The 16,818-nt window shown below is 53.2% G+C and carries 17 protein-coding genes; 7 read left to right on the top strand and 10 right to left on the bottom strand.

Going from position 1 to position 16,818, the window contains the following annotated elements; all coding sequences use genetic code 11:
* Positions 1–3 precede the first annotated feature (3 nt).
* The gene (locus NSS64_RS10640) at positions 4–1,014 is read right to left on the bottom strand and encodes an ABC transporter substrate-binding protein (protein WP_341140053.1); all 1,011 of its coding nucleotides are present in this window, start codon (positions 1,012–1,014) and stop codon (positions 4–6) included.
* A gap of 228 nt (positions 1,015–1,242) precedes the next feature.
* Complete coding sequence (locus tag NSS64_RS10635) at positions 1,243–1,887, bottom strand: hypothetical protein (RefSeq protein WP_340993214.1); 645 nt, start codon at positions 1,885–1,887, stop codon at positions 1,243–1,245.
* Positions 1,888–2,070: 183 nt separating this feature from the next.
* On the opposite strand from NSS64_RS10635, the gene NSS64_RS10630 reads away from it, so the two are divergent.
* A complete protein-coding gene (locus NSS64_RS10630; RefSeq protein WP_036699054.1) occupies positions 2,071–2,310 on the top strand; it encodes a hypothetical protein in 240 nt (79 codons plus the stop codon).
* A 144-nt stretch (positions 2,311–2,454) separates the two neighbouring features.
* Here NSS64_RS10630 and NSS64_RS10625 read toward each other — a convergent pair whose 3' ends face one another.
* Positions 2,455–2,592, bottom strand: a complete 138-nt coding sequence (locus tag NSS64_RS10625) for a hypothetical protein (protein WP_179090468.1) — start codon at positions 2,590–2,592, stop codon at positions 2,455–2,457.
* A gap of 327 nt (positions 2,593–2,919) precedes the next feature.
* On the opposite strand from NSS64_RS10625, the gene NSS64_RS10620 reads away from it, so the two are divergent.
* A complete protein-coding gene (locus NSS64_RS10620; protein WP_340940244.1) occupies positions 2,920–3,546 on the top strand; it encodes an FMN-dependent NADH-azoreductase in 627 nt (208 codons plus the stop codon).
* Positions 3,547–4,070: 524 nt separating this feature from the next.
* Here NSS64_RS10620 and rsgA read toward each other — a convergent pair.
* The 5 genes from rsgA to NSS64_RS10595 form a co-directional block, all read right to left on the bottom strand.
* Positions 4,071–5,174 (bottom strand): ribosome small subunit-dependent GTPase A, encoded by a 1,104-nt coding sequence (gene rsgA, locus NSS64_RS10615; RefSeq protein ID WP_341140052.1) that lies wholly within the window; start codon positions 5,172–5,174, stop codon positions 4,071–4,073.
* Between the two features lie 77 nt (positions 5,175–5,251).
* A complete protein-coding gene (locus tag NSS64_RS10610; protein WP_341140051.1) occupies positions 5,252–5,503 on the bottom strand; it encodes a hypothetical protein in 252 nt (83 codons plus the stop codon).
* 194 nt (positions 5,504–5,697) lie between these two features.
* Positions 5,698–6,369 (bottom strand): HAD family hydrolase, encoded by a 672-nt coding sequence (locus NSS64_RS10605; protein WP_341140050.1) that lies wholly within the window; start codon positions 6,367–6,369, stop codon positions 5,698–5,700.
* A 158-nt stretch (positions 6,370–6,527) separates the two neighbouring features.
* Positions 6,528–6,995, bottom strand: a complete 468-nt coding sequence (locus NSS64_RS10600; protein WP_340993217.1) for a DUF3939 domain-containing protein — start codon at positions 6,993–6,995, stop codon at positions 6,528–6,530.
* Between the two features lie 120 nt (positions 6,996–7,115).
* Complete coding sequence (locus NSS64_RS10595) at positions 7,116–7,712, bottom strand: DUF2087 domain-containing protein (protein WP_341140049.1); 597 nt, start codon at positions 7,710–7,712, stop codon at positions 7,116–7,118.
* A gap of 198 nt (positions 7,713–7,910) precedes the next feature.
* Here NSS64_RS10595 and NSS64_RS10590 point away from each other — a divergent pair, with 198 nt between their 5' ends.
* A complete protein-coding gene (locus tag NSS64_RS10590) occupies positions 7,911–8,897 on the top strand; it encodes a YpdA family putative bacillithiol disulfide reductase (protein WP_340940238.1) in 987 nt (328 codons plus the stop codon).
* A 20-nt stretch (positions 8,898–8,917) separates the two neighbouring features.
* Entirely contained in the window at positions 8,918–9,361 is a 444-nt protein-coding gene (locus tag NSS64_RS10585; protein WP_340940236.1) for a DUF441 domain-containing protein, read from the top strand.
* A gap of 105 nt (positions 9,362–9,466) precedes the next feature.
* Here NSS64_RS10585 and NSS64_RS10580 read toward each other — a convergent pair whose 3' ends face one another.
* Positions 9,467–11,215: an ABC transporter ATP-binding protein gene (locus NSS64_RS10580; RefSeq protein WP_341140048.1), complete on the bottom strand. Its 1,749-nt coding sequence runs from the start codon at positions 11,213–11,215 to the stop codon at positions 9,467–9,469.
* 119 nt (positions 11,216–11,334) lie between these two features.
* Between NSS64_RS10580 and NSS64_RS10575 the strand changes: the two genes are divergently transcribed.
* The gene (locus tag NSS64_RS10575) at positions 11,335–11,850 is read left to right on the top strand and encodes an ADP-heptose synthase (protein WP_341140047.1); all 516 of its coding nucleotides are present in this window, start codon (positions 11,335–11,337) and stop codon (positions 11,848–11,850) included.
* A gap of 133 nt (positions 11,851–11,983) precedes the next feature.
* On the opposite strand, the gene NSS64_RS10570 is transcribed toward NSS64_RS10575, so the two are convergent.
* Entirely contained in the window at positions 11,984–12,286 is a 303-nt protein-coding gene (locus tag NSS64_RS10570; protein ID WP_341140046.1) for a HesB/YadR/YfhF family protein, read from the bottom strand.
* Positions 12,287–12,805: 519 nt separating this feature from the next.
* Between NSS64_RS10570 and NSS64_RS10565 the strand changes: the two genes are divergently transcribed.
* On the top strand, positions 12,806–14,554 hold the full coding sequence (locus NSS64_RS10565) for an ABC transporter ATP-binding protein (RefSeq protein WP_341140045.1): 1,749 nt from the start codon (positions 12,806–12,808) through the stop codon (positions 14,552–14,554).
* A 22-nt stretch (positions 14,555–14,576) separates the two neighbouring features.
* Positions 14,577–16,670: an ABC transporter ATP-binding protein gene (locus NSS64_RS10560; RefSeq protein WP_341140044.1), complete on the top strand. Its 2,094-nt coding sequence runs from the start codon at positions 14,577–14,579 to the stop codon at positions 16,668–16,670.
* The last annotated feature ends 148 nt before the right edge of the window (positions 16,671–16,818 follow it).

Here is a 16,818-nt window from a genome sequence, read left to right as displayed (position 1 = left end):
TCCTCACTCCTTAATGGTGCTCTCTGCGTGCTCTGCAAAGCTGTTATTCACAATCTTAGCGGCTGGAATCCGTTCCTTCAGCTCACCGGCCTGGTCAATGACATCCAGCAGATTATTCCATTCCTTGTCATCAATTACCGGATTCACCGCATAGGTATCCTGTTCCTTATAACGGCTGATGGCAGAGACCACAATGCCCCGGTCAATCTTTTCAAAATACGGCATTACCGCGTCAGCAATCTCCTCAGGACTATGAGCCTTCACCCATAACTGGGCACGCTGGACCGCATTGGTGAATTTCTGCACCGTGTCCTGATTCTTAGTCATGTAGCTCTGCTTGGACATGAATACCGTATACGGCAGATAACCGCTCTCAACCCCGAAGGAAGCGACCACCTGGCCCCGGCCTTCACTCTCGAAGATCGATGCCTGAGGCTCGAACAGCTGCACATAATCCCCGGTCCCGGAAGCAAATGCACCGGCAATATTGGCAAAATCAATGTTCTGGATCAGCGTCAGATCCTTCCCCGCATCAATCCCCTTGCTGCGCAGTGTGAATGCGCCCGCCATCTGCGGCATGCCCCCTTGCCGTTGCCCCAGGAAGGTCGAGCCCTTCACTTTGTCCCATGTAAAATGGCTGTCCGGTGTACGCGCGAACAAGAAGGTTCCATCCCGCTGCGTAAGCTGCGCAAAATTAATGACAGGATCATCCGCCCCCTGCTGGTACACGTAAATGGAGGTCTCCGAACCGACCAGCGCTACATCGATTGCCCCTGAGAGCAGGGCCGTCATGGTTTTATCTCCGCCAGGTATCGTCTGCAGCTCCACATCCAGCCCTTCATCCTTGAAAAAGCCCTGCGATAAGGCCACATATTCAGGCGCATAGAACACGGAACGGGTAACTTCGCCGATCTTCACCTTGACATTAGCGGATTTACTGCCGCAGCCTGCAAGAACAGAGCCAAGCACAAGCATCAACAAGAACGGCAATGACAGTCTTTTGAACCCTTTCATCCTCTCCACTCCTTTCCTCCCGGGTCTTTCGCCCTTGCTCTATGCATATGCGGGAGTCTATGGAAAGGTTAAAGTGCAATATGTGAAGCGCTTACATTATATTCGGTTCGTCAACCCCGCCCGCTCTATGAATGATCGCAGCGCCGTATTCACGCTGTACCGGACCAGCGAGCCGGACTCGTCAGAATGGGGCGGTGCTTCCGCCGAGGTTATTTTGCAAGAACAATCTTAATAGAGCAGCCATTCCCCAAAAGCTTGACACAGCTCCGCCCGGGTCAGCGGGAACGCAATGATATAACCGTCTTCCTGCTCACTGCTGCTGCGCATTAGCCATCCGCCCGAAGAAGCTTCAATGTAAGAAATCTCCTGCAGGGTCCAGCCTTCCCCATTCCTCGCACATAACCGCAGTTCACCGGACGCTGTCCGGTTCTTAAGCACTTTAGCCAATTCGGCAGAGCTGTCAGGATCACCTGTCTCCGCTTCCAGTGAAGCCGCCAGCACACACAACGTCCATGTTCCGGCCTTCTCATGAATCTCCTCATAACTCCGTCTGGACAGGAATACCGCAGGAGCGGACGGCTTCCGGGGCTGCGCACGCTCGAAGCAATTGAACAGGTAATAGCAGGCGCGCTTCATCTCTGCCGGCTCCTTCAGCTCGTATCTGAAATCGTCCTCTTCCGTTAACCCTGTCAGGAGGATCTTATCCTTATGTACTTGCAGGCATACATCCTGCGCATATTCACGCTCATTGAATTTCATTCTGCAGATCCGCTTGGAGCCGGAGGCTGTGTGCAGGAGCTCTGCCACCACTCTACGCCCGGTCTCACCCGGGAACAAATACTGTGCCAGACAGATACAATCTTGCTTATTCACATTCTTTATCCCTTCCTTTTAGGCATACATGTAAGTATAACTGTAAATGAGTGGCTTTCAAAAAAACTGCAAAACTATAAAACTTGCAATCTTTATGTTATCATAAGCTAATTTTAAGGTAAAATTAAGAAACACAGGGTAAGATCAATACCATGAAATACTTTTAGCGAGGTGGTTTTCAAAATGAGAATGCTCATCACTTTTCAAAACAAGCTTGTCCCTGTATATTTCACAACAGAAAACAAACAGCCGACCCAAAAAGTACTTCGACTGCTCAACAGTACGCTTGAACTCAAAATTCAAAAAGGCAAAAACGCCCTGCAGACCTGTTTGAATTCCCTGATCAGTATCGAAATTAAAGGCTCAGAAGCTATATTGCACAGTTACAGTGAAAATGATTCATTGGCCTTATCCCTCTATTAAACAGAGGGATATTTTTTTGCCTGAATAAGTACATACTTGCATAAATATAAAGGTACACAACAAATAAGCACATACCCGCATGTTGAGGGGATGCGCTTAGTTTATAGGATGGTAGGCGCTTAGCAGTCAATATTATACCGTCACTCAGCCAATCCGGAGGTTCCGGTTCTCCTCTTTCTCCGCCTTTTTAATTCGCAATTTGAACAACTTCACCAGGTTACGCCGGGTATGCTCTTCGTGACAGCTGTCCAGCTTCTTCAGGATGAAACGGTCGATGGACATGTCAATCGCTCCTTTAAATGGGGGCTTAGTCCCGAGATCTGGAGAGGGAATCATTTCCTCTTCTCCTTATATCACCTATATAACCGGACCGCTGATCCCCTAAACTTGTCCTGATGCGCACCTGCACCGCTTGCGAAATTAGTCAAACTACATATGGGCCTTTGAGCGGCAAATTAGGAATCCGTTATAGAAGATATGGTACATTTGCGAAGGATAGCAGCTTCTGTAAGCAGAAAAAAAATTTATCCGACGGATATTTACAAACTAAATATTAAATGCTATATTATCGATAGTTAATATTAAATATATACCTAAGGAGAAATCATAATGTCGAATGTACTGTTTATCAAAGCTAATAACCGCCCTGCCGAGCAATCCGTAAGTGTTCAGCTCTACAACGAATTCCTGTCCAGCTACAAGGAGACTCATCCGCAGGACCAGATCACTGAACTCGACCTGTTCGCTGAACAGCTTCCTTACTACGATAACACACTCATCACTGGCGTATACAAAGCAGCCCAAGGCTTCGAAGCCACTCCTGAAGAAGCAGCAGGCGCTGCACTTGTTAAGAAATATCTGGACCAGTTCCTGGCCGCTGACAAAGTAGTCTTTGCCTTCCCGCTCTGGAACATGACCGTTCCGGCTGTACTGCACACTTATATCGATTACTTGAACCAGGCTGGAACTACCTTTAAGTATACTGCTGAAGGTCCTGTAGGACTGTTGACTGGCAAAAAAGCAGCTGTTCTGAACGCCAGAGGCGGCGTGTACTCCGCAGGCCCGGCAGCAAGTGCTGAAATGGCCGTGAACTTCATCATGGGCAACCTGAACTTCTGGGGCTTCAAGGAAACTACACAGGTAATCATCGAAGGACACAACCAGAACCCGGATAAATCCGCTGAGATTATCGCTTCCGGTCTGCAACTGGCTAAGACAGCAGCAGCTTCGTTCTAATCTGATCATAAATAGCTTTTTGAAAGTCTCCGTAGGGAGACTTACCGAGAGCATATGAAGAGCTGTCCCAAATGCCATGAAGTGGCTGCTTGGGACAGCTCTTTTTTTTGGAGTTAGATCAACGTGAGCACTTGGGTGGACGCTGAGTGAACGGACCGTTGTTTGGGTCGCTGTGCTCTCCAGATACCACTGCTATAAAAGTTGCTGAAGCAGGTGGATTTTCTCCACTTGCCATCGAACAAGAGACCTCAAGCTAGAGAGCAGTTGGAAAAATGGCACTTAATCTCCTCCAACTCTTCCCAATCAAGGCTTTTACGGTGTAACAAATGACGTTTATCCAACTAATTTCCTCTATAGCTCCCGAACCACCAAATTAAGATACGTTTTTCCAACTACTCCAGGTGGCGTAGCTCCTGCTTACACAATGCACAGCATCTAGCAAGTTTATTCCGTCATGCAAACTTTCATCCCTATTCCCATGCTCGCTTCCATGCTCCAACAACGCCCTGCAATGTCATCGCCGCTCAATATTCGTCCAGCACCCGCTGCCAGCTGTTGCCCTTGGCACGGGGCGGGGTGCTTTTGGCGGAGGCGGCGGCTGTCTTGCGCTTCTGTCGCGCTTCCTTGCTGTTCTGGAATTGCAGCTCCTTCTGTGTCTTGTGGTAATTCTGCAGCCGCTTCCCGTCCAGCACACCGCTCGCGGCAGCCGCAAGCACGGCGCAGCCTTCCTCCCGTGTATGAGTACAGTCACTGAAGCGGCATTCCGCCGCAAGCGTGCTGATCTCACCGAACGCCAGGTCCAGTCCGCCGTCATCCTCCCACAATTGCAGCTCGCGCATTCCCGGCGTATCGACGATGATTCCGCCATCCGGGAGGACGAACAGCTCGCGGTGTGTGGTCGTATGACGTCCGCGGCTGTCCCCTTCCCGCACATCCTGGGTGAGCTGCAGATTCCGGCCGCTGAGCCAGTTGACCATCGTCGATTTGCCGCAGCCGGACGAACCGGTCAGGGCTACCGTCTGGCCGAAGCCAATATAAGGCTGCAGCTCCTCCCGCCCGTCGTTCAGCAAGGCACTGACCGCATGGACCGGGACACCGGGAGCCGCCTGCTGCATTTCGGCCATTTTCAGCTCCGCATCGGTGCACAGATCTGCCTTGGTCAATAGAATGACGGGATTCGCCCCGCTGTTCCAGGCCATAATCAGATAACGCTCCATCCGCCGTACATTGAAATCATCATTCAGTGCACTGACCAGGAATAAGGTATCCACGTTGGAAGCCACAATCTGCTCCTCCTGAGTCGGGCCCGCCACCTTACGTGAAATGACGCTGTGACGGGGAAGCACGCCATGGATCACCGCATGCGCTCCTCCATCCTGCATCGCCAGGACCACCCAGTCGCCTACCGCCGGATACTCGCCGGACCCGCTCAGCGAATGCCGGAACTTGCCTGACAGCTCGCCCCACATTTCACCTGCTGCGGTAATCACCCTGTATTTACTGCCGAAATCTCCGGCAATCCGCCCCGCTGCATATTCTCTGTCGTCCAGCAGCCGCAGCTTATCTGTCCATTTTCCGTTCCATTCTTCATTCCAGCCGTACTGTTCTAGCTTGATATCGATATTCATGCATTTCCTCCTGAATGGGTTATTATCATACATCCGCTTATCACATCATCCATGTATCTCCGGGCAGCATTGGCTCGTCACGCCGCACAAAAAAGCCGCCGGAACCCAAAGGTTCCGGCGGCAGAGGCAGACTCGGCTGCGGTCCGGCTTTTGCTGTTGTACAGCAAAGAACCGTCCGCTGCGGGCAGAGTCATTCCAGAATAGCGGAGGCTACTCCCTCTTAGGGAGAAGGAGCAGACACCGGTATTTCGGGCGTGATGCAGCAGACCTGCACACGCAAAAAAGCCGCCGGAACCGATACGGTTCCCGGCGGCTCTAGAAGGCATCATAGAGCTTACCTGCGAAGCTGGGGATCAATTATTACTCCACAGCCGCATTTCCCGGAAGACACGTATCCACAACAGTAGCAACCAATCCTGAAACGCTAGTATAAACTGCCATTTGACATCGTCTCCTTCCGAAATAATATGCTGTAATAATATACGGCCCGGATACCGTTTGTCAACAGCGGGCCCTAACTTGCTTAAATAATGCCCCGGAGCTCATCCAGCTCCTGAATCACAGCGAGAGGCTTCACGTTCAGTGATTCATCCCAAGGGTGGTTGCGCTTCAGCCAGATCGTATCCATCCCGCTCTGCGCCGCCCCCCAGATATCATTCACCGGATGATCGCCGATGAATATAGTCTGCTCCGCCGTGGAGCCCAGACGTTCCAGAGCTAACCGGTAGATCGCCGGATCAGGCTTGCTGATCCCGGCCTCACCCGAAATGACGATCGTGCGGAAGTAGCCGCGGAGTCCGAGCAGATCGATTTTGCCATATTGAATATCCCTGCCGCCGTTCGTGACCAGTCCCAGCGGATATCCCCGGTCCCGGCAATACTCCAGGGTCTCCACCGCATGCTCCATTATCGCCCCGTGGCGGATATAGGTCTCGTCATAATAGGCCCGGATGTCCGCAGCGGTCAATGCCTGCTCCCATGGGAGAACCTCGCTAAGCTCCGCGAAGAACCCATCCTTATCCCGGTATCCGTCGGCATCCCTGATAATCATATCCTCCACCACCTGCACGGCCTGCTCTTCGCTAAGATGTCCCAGGTGATCCTGCACAAACTTCATGCTGAAGCTGCGGAAGGTCTGATCCCGGTCCATCAGGGTATTGTCCAGATCAAACAGCAAAGCTTGTACCTCTCTCATGTCTATGCTCCCCTTTCTGTCGTCCATTTCTGCGGTCTACGCACCAGATGCTTATTGTACTACGCTCCCGGGCGCAAAATAAAGACCATTCCGCCAGGAAGGACAACCTCTCCTTCGTCAGAATGGCCTGTATAGGGGGAATCAGGTACGCAGAGCTTTCAGGATTCAAAGTGTTCAAAATGCTCTGCGCGATGCGTAAGCATCATTTCCTCATCGGTAATGTAGAGCGGGAACGGCGGTGTCTCCTTCAGATAACGCTCGGTGGACAGCAGCCGGTAATGAACCTCAGGGAGCCAGGCGTCTTCGAGCAGCGGCAGCTTGCCGGTGTCACTGATATAATTGTCTACCGCCGATTGAACCATATCGAGGTAGTAAGGCACCAGCTTGTCAGATTCTTCAAAAATCTCAAAGGTCTCGCTGGACATATAGAATTTCTGCTGCGGAACTCCGCCTAAATATCGTTTGAGCCGGTTCAGGTCAATACTCTTATCTTCCTGGATCAGAGCGGTACGGTTAATGGGAGCGGGCATATCTTCTTCAAATTGCCTTACAGCCTGCTTGATCTGCGGCAAGGTAACGGTTGGATGATTGGGTTGCAAGTTTTTTTTGGCACGTTTGAATATCATACTGAAGGTCTCCTTTCGAAGCTTTTGTCAGATAACGCTTACAATACCATTTTATTCGTTATTTGAACAATTAATCAGCAGTTTCGCACTTGTCATAAAAAATCCCCATTTATTAGATCATTATTTGACATTTTCCCAGTGAGTCCAGAGTTCGGGCGGGTTGAGCTCGTACTTATCATTCTCCCGGTACATGAACTGGTGCATAATGAACTCGCGGCGGATGGTGGCATAATCATCATGGAACGGCTTAATGAACTCGTTGATCTCTTTCTCCGTATAGACTGTGCCGGGTTCGAGCTTCTCCACCATATATTGCAGCGCGATTAATTTCTTCTTGTATTGTGCGGGAATCTGGCGCAGGCGTCCGTCTTTGGCAAAAAAATTACGGAGCACCGACTCCTTCAGACTGTGTTCAGGCGACTCTTCCTCCATCTCCTCCACCCCCTTTGCAAAAATAAATTTCAGCGAGGCCTCAGAGCCTGCCTGGATAAACTCGGGATTCAGCTTGAAATATACAGTGTTCTTGTCTCTGCGCTCCAGGATCAGTGCGGCTTCACGCAGCTTGGCTGCATGATGGGTCACCGTAGGCTGTGACAGATTCAGCTTCTCGGCCAAGGCATGACCGTGAACCTCGCCCCGTGACAGGAGCAGAAGAATACGCAGCCGGGTGGGATCGGATAAAGCTTTGTGATAGGCGACAATTTTGTCTAACTGCAAGCGGGATCACGCTCCTACGGATATTCGTAAGGCAGTCTGGGGGGCTGCCAATTTACATTTTAGATATATATCTAATTATATACCCATCTTGTCATCTGATCAATCCCCAATTTGCGGAATTCACCGGACATGGCAAAAAACAAAAATATAAGGTACCATTTACTGAATAGAATACTACCTTAGGAGGACATAGATATTATGCTAGACGTTATTATTATCGGCGCCGGTCCCTGCGGACTGTCTGCAGCCATCGAATGCCAGCGCCAAGGACTCTCCAGCCTGATTGTGGAAAAGAACTTCATTGTCCATTCCATCTACCTGTATCCGACCAACATGCAGTTCTTCAGCACCACCCCGCTGCTTGAGATTGGAGATGTGCCCTTCACCTCTCCGAATGACAAGCCCTACCGCCATGAGGCACTGGTCTACTACCGCCGTGCGGCCGCGCAGCATCAGCTTGAGATTGCCGCTTATGAAGAAGCGTTGTCCGTTCTGCCGCAGGAGGATGGCAGCTTCGTTGTACATACGGTCAACAAGCGCGGCGAGGAGCAGCAGCGCTACGCTGCGAACGTAGTCATCTCTACCGGTTACTTCGACCAGCCTAATCTGATCGGGATTCCCGGGGAGGAGCTGCCGAAGGTCACGCATTATTTTGGCGAGGCTCATCCGTATTCCGGCATGAAGGTAACTGTAATCGGAGGCAGCAATTCAGCGGTGGATGCCGCGCTGGAGCTGCTGCGGGTAGGCGCCAAGGTGGATATGGTCTACCGGGGAAGCAGTATCTCGGACAATATCAAGCCCTGGGTGCGTCCGATCTTCGAGAGCATGGTGCAGAAGGGGAGCATTACACTGCATCTGGAATCGCGCGTCACGGAGATCACCCCGGCCTCGGTGCGGGTAACCTCCTCCGTGAATGGGGATATTACCGAGCTGGACAATGACTTCGTGCTGGCGATGACCGGCTTCCGCCCGAGCAGGGCCCTGCTTACCTCTGCCGGGGTGCAGATGGATGACTCTATGGATAAACCAGCCTTTAACCCCGCCACAATGGAGAGCAATATACCGGGCATCTACGTCGCCGGGGTGATCGCTTCCGGACGGAACGCCAACGAGGTATTCATCGAGAGCGGGCGGGGGCACGGCAAGCTGATTGCCGATCATATTGTGAGCACAAGGCTTACTTAGAGAAGGAGTGTATCCAGGTTATGGATATAACCTCGTTATTGCTGCTGGGTCTGGCAGCGCTCGGTGTCGTCAGCAGCAACTCGCCGATTACCATTGCCATGGTCGTGCTGCTGCTGATCCGTGTGCTGGGACTTCAGCAGGCTTTTCCCTGGCTGGAGAAATACGGACTGACCGTCGGCATTATCATCCTGACCATCGGAGTCATGACGCCGCTGGCCAGCGGGAAGATCTCCCTCCAGACCGTCGGCCAGTCGTTCCTGCACTGGAAATCCCTGGCCGCCATCGGAGTCGGCGTCCTGGTCGCTTACCTGGGCGGACGCGGAGCCGTGCTCATGGGCAGCCAGCCGACCATCGTCGCCGGGCTTCTCATCGGAACCGTCCTTGGCGTGGCTCTGTTCAAAGGCGTTCCCGTGGGACCGCTCATTGCCGCCGGCATCCTGTCGCTGCTGATTGGCCGGATGTAAGCCGGTAGCCACCTCAAGACCAAGGCAAGACGAAACAGGCTGCAAGTCCACCTAAGCGGGTGGACTTGCAGCCTGTTTCTTTTGACCAAGAATAGTATAGCCGTGTTATGCATCCAGCCGCTGAACGTTGAACAGCCGGGCGTAGCTCCCCGCAAGTCCCATCAGCTCCTCATGGGTGCCGCGTTCGGTGATTTCCCCGTTCTCCAGCACGATAATCTGGTCGGCATGGGTAATCGTGGACAGCCGGTGGGCCACAATCAGCGTCGTCCGCTCAGATGCCAGGGACTGCAGCGCCTGCTGGATGAGATGCTCGGACTCCAGATCCAGCGCGGAGGTCGCTTCGTCCAGAATCAGCACCTTGGGGTCCTTCAGGAATACCCGGGCAATCGCCACGCGCTGCTTCTGTCCGCCGGACAGCTTCACACCCCGTTCTCCCACTTCGGTATCATAACCTTCAGGCAGCTGCATGATGAAGTCGTGGGCATTCGCAGACACCGCCGCCTTCATCACCTCCTCTTCCCCCGCTTCCGGGTTCCCGAACCGGATATTGTCGCGTACCGAACCGCTGAACAGGAAATTATCCTGCAGCACCATGCCCACCGTCCGCCGCAGACTTTCCTGGGTCAGCCCGCGGATATCGTGGCCGTCCATGCGCAGACTGCCGTCGCTGATATCATAAAAGCGCGGGATCAGGCTGATCAGCGAGGATTTGCCGCCTCCGCTCATTCCGACAAAAGCCACCGTCTGGCCCGGAGCAATGCTCAGATTAATGTCCCGCAGCACCCACTCGTGCTCGTCGCTATACTTGAACCACACGTTGTTGAATTCGATCTTCCCGGCTGGCTTCAGCAGCGGCTTCGCGCCCGGAGCATCGACAATATCATACGGCTCATTCAGCAGCTCCAGCACACGGTCAAGCGATGCCGAAGCCTGGGTCAGCACGGTCGAGGAGTTGATCAGGCGGCGCAGCGGCGCATACATCCGGTCCAGATAGCCGAAGAAGGCCACGAAGGTCCCGAGCGTCAGGTTGCCCTGAATGACCTGGTATCCGCCGTACCCGATCACGAGCAGCGGCGCAATATCGGTCAGGGTGTTGATAATCGCGAAGGTGAAGGCGTTCCACCGCGTTTGCGCCAGCGCTTTTTGCAGGAACTTGCCGTTGATCTCCTCGAATTGCCGCTGGTCCACCCGCTCCATCGTGAAGCTGCGGATGACCGCAATCCCCTGAATCCGTTCATGCAGATAGCCCTGAATGACGGCAAGTGCCTGCGACCGGTCTTTGGTCAGCACCTTGAGACGCTTGTACAGCGTATTGACGGCAATGCCATACAGCGGCAGAATCGCAATCGCTACCAGCGTCAGCACCGGATTCAGATAGAGCATGAAGCCCAGGGCGAAGAGCAGGGTGAACATATCCAGCCAGACATTCATCATTCCGACCTCAACCAGGTTCTTCGACTGCTCGACATCGTTAATGAACCGGGAGATGGCCTCGCCTACCTTCGTATTCTGGTAATAACGCAACGACAGCCGCTGCAGATGCCCGTAGAGCTTATTGCGCATATCGAATAGCACCTTGCTCGTAATCAGCTGGGCGAAATACTGGCGGTAATACTCCACCGGCCCCCGGACAATCACGAACAGTATCAGGCCCCCGCCTATCACTGTCATCAGCTTCGAGACCCGCTCCGCTATCGTCAGTGCCGGATTACCCAGCAGCTCATCGACCACATATTTCAGAATCATCGGCAGCGTCAGCGGAATGCTGAATTTGACCATCCCGATGATCAGAGTGAGCACAATCCATTTCATATAAGGCCGAACAAAGGTATAATAAGATTTCCAAGGTTTCACAGCGTGTCAGGTCCTTTCCAATTCATTCTTCATCAGGGTGCAGTTGACATTTGCGCGCTGCAGTGTTTTATTATTTTTAAACAGTTACGGTTGCAGTACCGAAATTCAGGAGGATAATGATGCCCAGACAATTTGTGACGGAAGCCGTCATGATGGCGATTTACGGCCAGCTTCTCATCCCGCGGAGCCCTGTAGAATATATAGTCCCTTATACCACAATTATGGAGCTTTACGAGCTGCGGGACAGCGAGGAGCCGGTGATGAGTCAGGCGGATGATGACAAGCATGTCAGACTCAGAATCCGCGAGCTGATCAACTATTTCGAGGAGCCGCTGAATGCCAAGAAGATCAACCGCTGCCTGAACGTCCCCTGGGCCAAAAGCTCCGGTATCCTCCTCGGCGGACACGCGCAGATCACCATTATCAACAGCGTTGACAATGCCTCCTACGGAGAAGCATTCGATCCGATTGAGACAGAGCTGCTGCTGGCGTCCCAGCGTGAGAAGGTGCCGATTCTGACCGACCAGTTCGAGCTGATCCAGCGCATCATCGAAGGCGGAGTTCCCGTCCAGGTCTATGACATTGATGATTTCGAGTTCGCCATGGAGGAAGAGACCTTCCGCAGCTCGCACTGATCGCGTCACCTGAGCGGCGGGCAGCTTCGTTGGCCTTGGGGCATATCCCCATGTAAAAGCCCTTGCCTCACGGCAAGGGCTTGTTCCGCATCCCCGGCAGTGCCGGGATCTGCCCTTTGCTGCAGCTCTCCCTTTATGCCACCGGCACAGGCTCATACTTATATTCGATGTCATCCTCAGCCTGAGAATAGACAATCGACAGATTGTACCCCTCCATATACCACAGATCCTGCTCTTCCATATAGAAGGTCAAGCCGCCCTCCATGAACTGCACAGCAGGACGTCCAGGCTGCTCGGTGGCAATGCCCAGCGAGCAGCCGGGATGCAGGCCTCCGCCTGAGCTGTACCGGGGAAACAACCGGATATATGCACCCTCCTGGAGGCTCAGTTCTCTTTTGAACCAGGCGGCTGCTTCCGGACTAATTAATATGTTCATCTCTCCACTCCTCCCCTCTACCCCAATCATACCCAAAAAACTTCAATTCACCAAATCGAAGCGGTATTACGGCAACATGCCGTCTCTGCCACAAAATTAAATTTGACAATTCTTAAAGTGTGATGATAAACTCGGAACATAACGAAACGTCTTCAAGTTATTACCAAAATGAAGAAAGGGTGATCTCGGTGTTTAACATTGATATGGTATACCTCGCCACTATTGTAGAAAACTATACCCAACTGAATACCGAAGCAGCCCGAGCAGTGGAGAATTCCTGAGGTTCATGCGTATTACGCGTAACGTATGAGAACAGGCTTAACTTATCTCTCACATGTCTCTGTGCTGCTTATAGCACCGTGGACATGATAACCGCAATTACAGGCGTATCATCCGTTTTCGGATGGTACGCTTTTTCGCGTGCTGTGAGAGTGTGATCTGCTGTCCAAGTGTCTATGAATGTTCCGTTAACCAAGCCAACTTAGTAATTACTCCAAGCACGAAAGGAAGGGATTCATCTTGTTCTCCGTACTCCGAAATCTCGGCTGGTTCTTCCGCCGGGAAAAAAGGCGCTATACTATAGGCCTTATTCTTCTTATCGTGGTAGGTGTGCTCGAACTGCTGCCTCCACGCCTGCTGGGCAACGCCATTGACGAAATCGTCACCGGTGCCATCACTGCAAGTTCACTGATGAAATACATTGGCCTGATCATACTTATGCTGCTGATCATTTACTGGATCACCTACATATGGATGCATAAGCTGTTCGGGGGTTCGAATCTGGTGGAGCGCCTGCTGCGCTCGCGGTTCATGAATCATCTCATGACGATGACCCCCGCCTTCTTCGAGCGTAACCGCACCGGCGATCTGATGGCCCGGGCCACCAACGATATCCGCGCCGTCTCCGCAACCGTAGGCTTCGGGATGCTCACTCTTGTCGACTCCACCGTATATCTCACGGTCGTCCTGTTCGCCATGGGGTTCCTGGTCAGCTGGAAGCTGACACTGGCTGCGGTCATCCCGCTTCCGATGATTGCGGTAGCCATGGTGTTCTACGGCAAAGCGATCCACGACCGCTACAGTCTGGCGCAGGATGCCTTCGGTGACATGAATGACCAGGTACTGGAATCCGTATCGGGTATCCGCGTCATCCGCGCTTATGTGCAGGAGCGGCACGATGAGAAACGCTTCTCTGACATTACAGATGATGTGTACCGCAAAAATATGGCGGTCGCCCGGGTCGATGCTTTCTTCGAGCCGACGATCCGCTTGTTCGTGGGTCTCAGCTATATCATTGCCCTGACCTACGGAATCTATCTCGTATTCCGCAATCAGATTACGCTCGGCGATCTGGTGTCGTTCAACATGTACCTCGGGATGATCGTGTGGCCGATGTTCGCGATCGGCGAGCTGATTAATATCATGCAGCGCGGCGGCGCTTCACTGGAGCGGATCGACGAGACGCTGAATGCGAAGCCTGATGTCAAAGATGTGCCTCAGCCGGTTAAGGTGGCCCAGCCAACCACCATCGAGCTGAAGAATGTGACCTTCCGGTATCCGACCTCTACCATCGATAATCTCAGCGGAGTCAGCTTATCCCTCTCCCAAGGCCAGACGCTTGGCGTGGTCGGACGGACCGGCAGCGGCAAATCGACGCTGCTGAAGCAGCTGCTGCATGAATACCCGGCGGGCACAGGCGAGATTCTGATCTCCGGTGTGCCGATCACCCAGATCGCCCTCGACCAGCTTCATAGCTGGATGGGCTACGTGCCGCAGGAGCAGATCCTGTTCTCTAAGTCGGTTCGCGAGAATATCCAGTTCGGATATTCCGGGGCCAGCGATGAGCGGATCATGCAGGCGATTACCGCCGCAGCCTTCCAGAATGACCTCGGCACCCTATCCGACGGGCTGGATACAATGGTTGGCGAACGCGGCGTCTCCCTCTCCGGCGGGCAGAAGCAGCGGGTCTCCATCTCACGCGCCTTCATCGCAAATCCTGATATTCTGATTCTGGATGACGCCTTGTCTGCTGTGGACGCGCGGACAGAAGCGAAGATCATCGAGAACATCCGCGAGGAGCGCAGCGGCAAAACCACGCTCATCTCCACCCACCGCCTCTCGGCGATTGAGCATGCCGATCTGATCGTTGTTCTCGAAGACGGGCATATTACAGAGCAGGGTACGCACCAGGAGCTGCTGGAGCTGAACGGCTGGTACCGTGAGCAGTTCGACCGCCAGCAGGTCGAGAATAATCTGACGAATGAATAACCCCATACAGGAGGTGTCACCGTTGACACAGAGTACAGGCAAACGTCTGCTGCAATATGCACTGACCGCCAAAAAGACCTTCATCGCCGCCCTTCTGCTCCTGACCATCGGAGTAGCGGCTGAGCTGGCAGGGCCTTTTATCGCCAAGAGCATGATTGACAATCATCTGCTTGCGATTGAGAAGCCCTATTTCCAGACAGCCTCACCGGAAGGTGCCGCTGAATATAACAACACTTATTACAAACGCGGTGACAAATTTGCCGCTGACGAAACCAAGGGCCAGGAGGTCCGCCTGCTTCAGGCGGGCAGAAGCTTCTACTTCATCAATGAAGCGGTAGCGAAGGCCGAAGGCGAGCGCAGCTTCGCGGACGGGAAGCTCCAGATTAAGTACGGTGAGCAGACGACGGCTTATCCGGCCGTCAAGCTGTCGGCGGGTGATCTGCTTTCCTTTTACAAGCCGGAGCTTCCTGGTATCTATCAGTTAGTCGCTCTATACGCCATGTTCCTTGTGATCTCCATTATTGCTGAGTTCGGCAAAACCTACTGGCTGCAATCTTCTGCCAATCAGGTCATCCGCAAGCTGCGGACCGATGTCTATGCCCATATCCAGCGCCTGCCGGTCTATTTCTTCGATAATCTGCCTGCCGGTAAGGTAGTGTCCCGGGTTACCAACGATACGGAAGCAGTCAAGGATCTCTTCATTGCCGTGTTATCCAACTTCGCTACAGGAATCATTAATATCACCGGTGTCTATGTGGCCCTCTTCCTGCTCGATGTGAAGCTGGGACTGGTCAGCTTGTTCATCGTGCCGATTATTATTCTCTGGATCGTGCTGTACCGCAAAATCGCTACCAAATACAACACGATCATCCGCTCGCGGCTCAGTGAGATTAATGCCATTATCAACGAATCGATTCAGGGGATGTCGATCATCCGTATTTTTCGCCGCCAGAAGCAGAGTAGCGCTGAATTCGAGCAGCTCAATGACGACTATCTGAAATATCAGAACAAAATGCTCAACCTGAACGCCTTCACCTCCCACAACCTGGTGAACTCGCTGCGCAGCCTCTCCTTCGTGCTGGTGCTGTGGTACTTCGGCTTCGGCAGCTTGGACGGGTCGACCTTCGTATCGCTTGGTGTCCTGTATGCCTTCGTCGATGTGCTGGGCCGGATGTTCCAGCCGATTACGGGGATGGTCAACCAGCTGGCGAATCTGGACAGCTCGATGGTCTCTGCCGGCCGCGTGTTCACGCTGATGGATGAGCCGGGAGAGCCCGTCACTGACGGATCGATGCCGCGTTACAAGGGAAATGTCGTGTTCAAGGATGTCTCCTTTGCTTATAAAAAGGACTTCGTCCTGCGCGATATCTCCTTCGAGGCGCGCCCGGGCGAGACCGTCGCCCTTGTGGGCCATACCGGCTCCGGCAAAAGCTCCATCATTAACCTGCTGTTCCGCTTCTATGATCCGCAGCAAGGAAGCATAACGATCGACGGGCAGAAGGTCAAGGATCTGCCGAAGCAATGGCTGCGCAGTCATATGGGCATCGTGCTTCAGGACCCGTACCTCTTCACCGGAACCATTGCCTCCAATGTCAGTCTGGGTGACGAGCGGATCTCTAGAGAGCGTGTCGAACGCGCCTTGCGTGAGGTAGGGGCTGATAAACTGCTGGCTCATCTGCCGCAAGGCTTCGATGAACCGGTGATTGAGAAGGGCAGCACCCTGTCCGCCGGACAGCGGCAGCTGATCTCCTTCGCCAGAGCCTTATCCTTCGATCCGGCGATCCTGATTCTGGATGAAGCAACGTCCAACATCGATACCGAGACTGAGAGCATTATCCAGCAGGCGTTGGAGGTGCTGAAAAAAGGCCGGACCACCTTCATCATCGCCCACCGGCTGTCGACCATCCGCAGTGCGGACCAGATTCTGGTGCTGCACCTGGGCCAGATTGTCGAACGCGGCAGCCATGATGAGCTGATGGCGCAGGGTGGAAGGTACTTCCGCATGTATCAGCTTCAGTTGGGTGCAGGAGCCGGGAACGGCTCAGGCGAGCCGGCTCCCCTATCCGAGGGCCATGCTTCTTCCGCTGTACTCCGTCCATCGCTGGAACAGCTCTAATCCAGTTGCTTAGGGCAGGCTGCTTAAGTCCGCGTGCGGGCAAGCGCTTGTACCGCTCAGATCGTTAATAATTCGTAACAAGAACACCCCTTGATGCTTACAGGCGTCAGGGGGTGTCTTATACTTGATATCAGAACATTTGTTCTGT

Source organism: Paenibacillus sp. FSL H8-0122, from assembly GCF_038005345.1.
Taxonomy (GTDB): Bacteria; Bacillota; Bacilli; order Paenibacillales; family Paenibacillaceae; genus Paenibacillus_AQ.
The sequence above is the reverse complement of the archived record's forward strand: the minus strand, read 5'-3'. Positions and strand labels throughout refer to the sequence as shown.

Bases quoted from the DNA above. Each gene is read 5' to 3' on its own strand.
- NSS64_RS10625 (WP_179090468.1), bottom strand. From the start codon at position 2,592: ATGTCCATCGACCGTTTCATCCTGAAGAAGCTGGACAGCTGTCACGAA.
- NSS64_RS10600 (WP_340993217.1), bottom strand. From the start codon at position 6,995: ATGATATTCAAACGTGCCAAAAAAAACTTGCAACCCAATCATCCAACC.
- NSS64_RS10585 (WP_340940236.1), top strand. From the start codon at position 8,918: ATGGATATAACCTCGTTATTGCTGCTGGGTCTGGCAGCGCTCGGTGTC.
- NSS64_RS10605 (WP_341140050.1), bottom strand. From the start codon at position 6,369: ATGAGAGAGGTACAAGCTTTGCTGTTTGATCTGGACAATACCCTGATG.
- NSS64_RS10575 (WP_341140047.1), top strand. From the start codon at position 11,335: ATGCCCAGACAATTTGTGACGGAAGCCGTCATGATGGCGATTTACGGC.
- NSS64_RS10610 (WP_341140051.1), bottom strand. From the start codon at position 5,503: ATGATGCCTTCTAGAGCCGCCGGGAACCGTATCGGTTCCGGCGGCTTT.
- NSS64_RS10590 (WP_340940238.1), top strand. From the start codon at position 7,911: ATGCTAGACGTTATTATTATCGGCGCCGGTCCCTGCGGACTGTCTGCA.
- NSS64_RS10620 (WP_340940244.1), top strand. From the start codon at position 2,920: ATGTCGAATGTACTGTTTATCAAAGCTAATAACCGCCCTGCCGAGCAA.
- NSS64_RS10570 (WP_341140046.1), bottom strand. From the start codon at position 12,286: ATGAACATATTAATTAGTCCGGAAGCAGCCGCCTGGTTCAAAAGAGAA.
- NSS64_RS10630 (WP_036699054.1), top strand. From the start codon at position 2,071: ATGAGAATGCTCATCACTTTTCAAAACAAGCTTGTCCCTGTATATTTC.
- NSS64_RS10640 (WP_341140053.1), bottom strand. From the start codon at position 1,014: ATGAAAGGGTTCAAAAGACTGTCATTGCCGTTCTTGTTGATGCTTGTG.
- rsgA (WP_341140052.1), bottom strand. From the start codon at position 5,174: ATGAATATCGATATCAAGCTAGAACAGTACGGCTGGAATGAAGAATGG.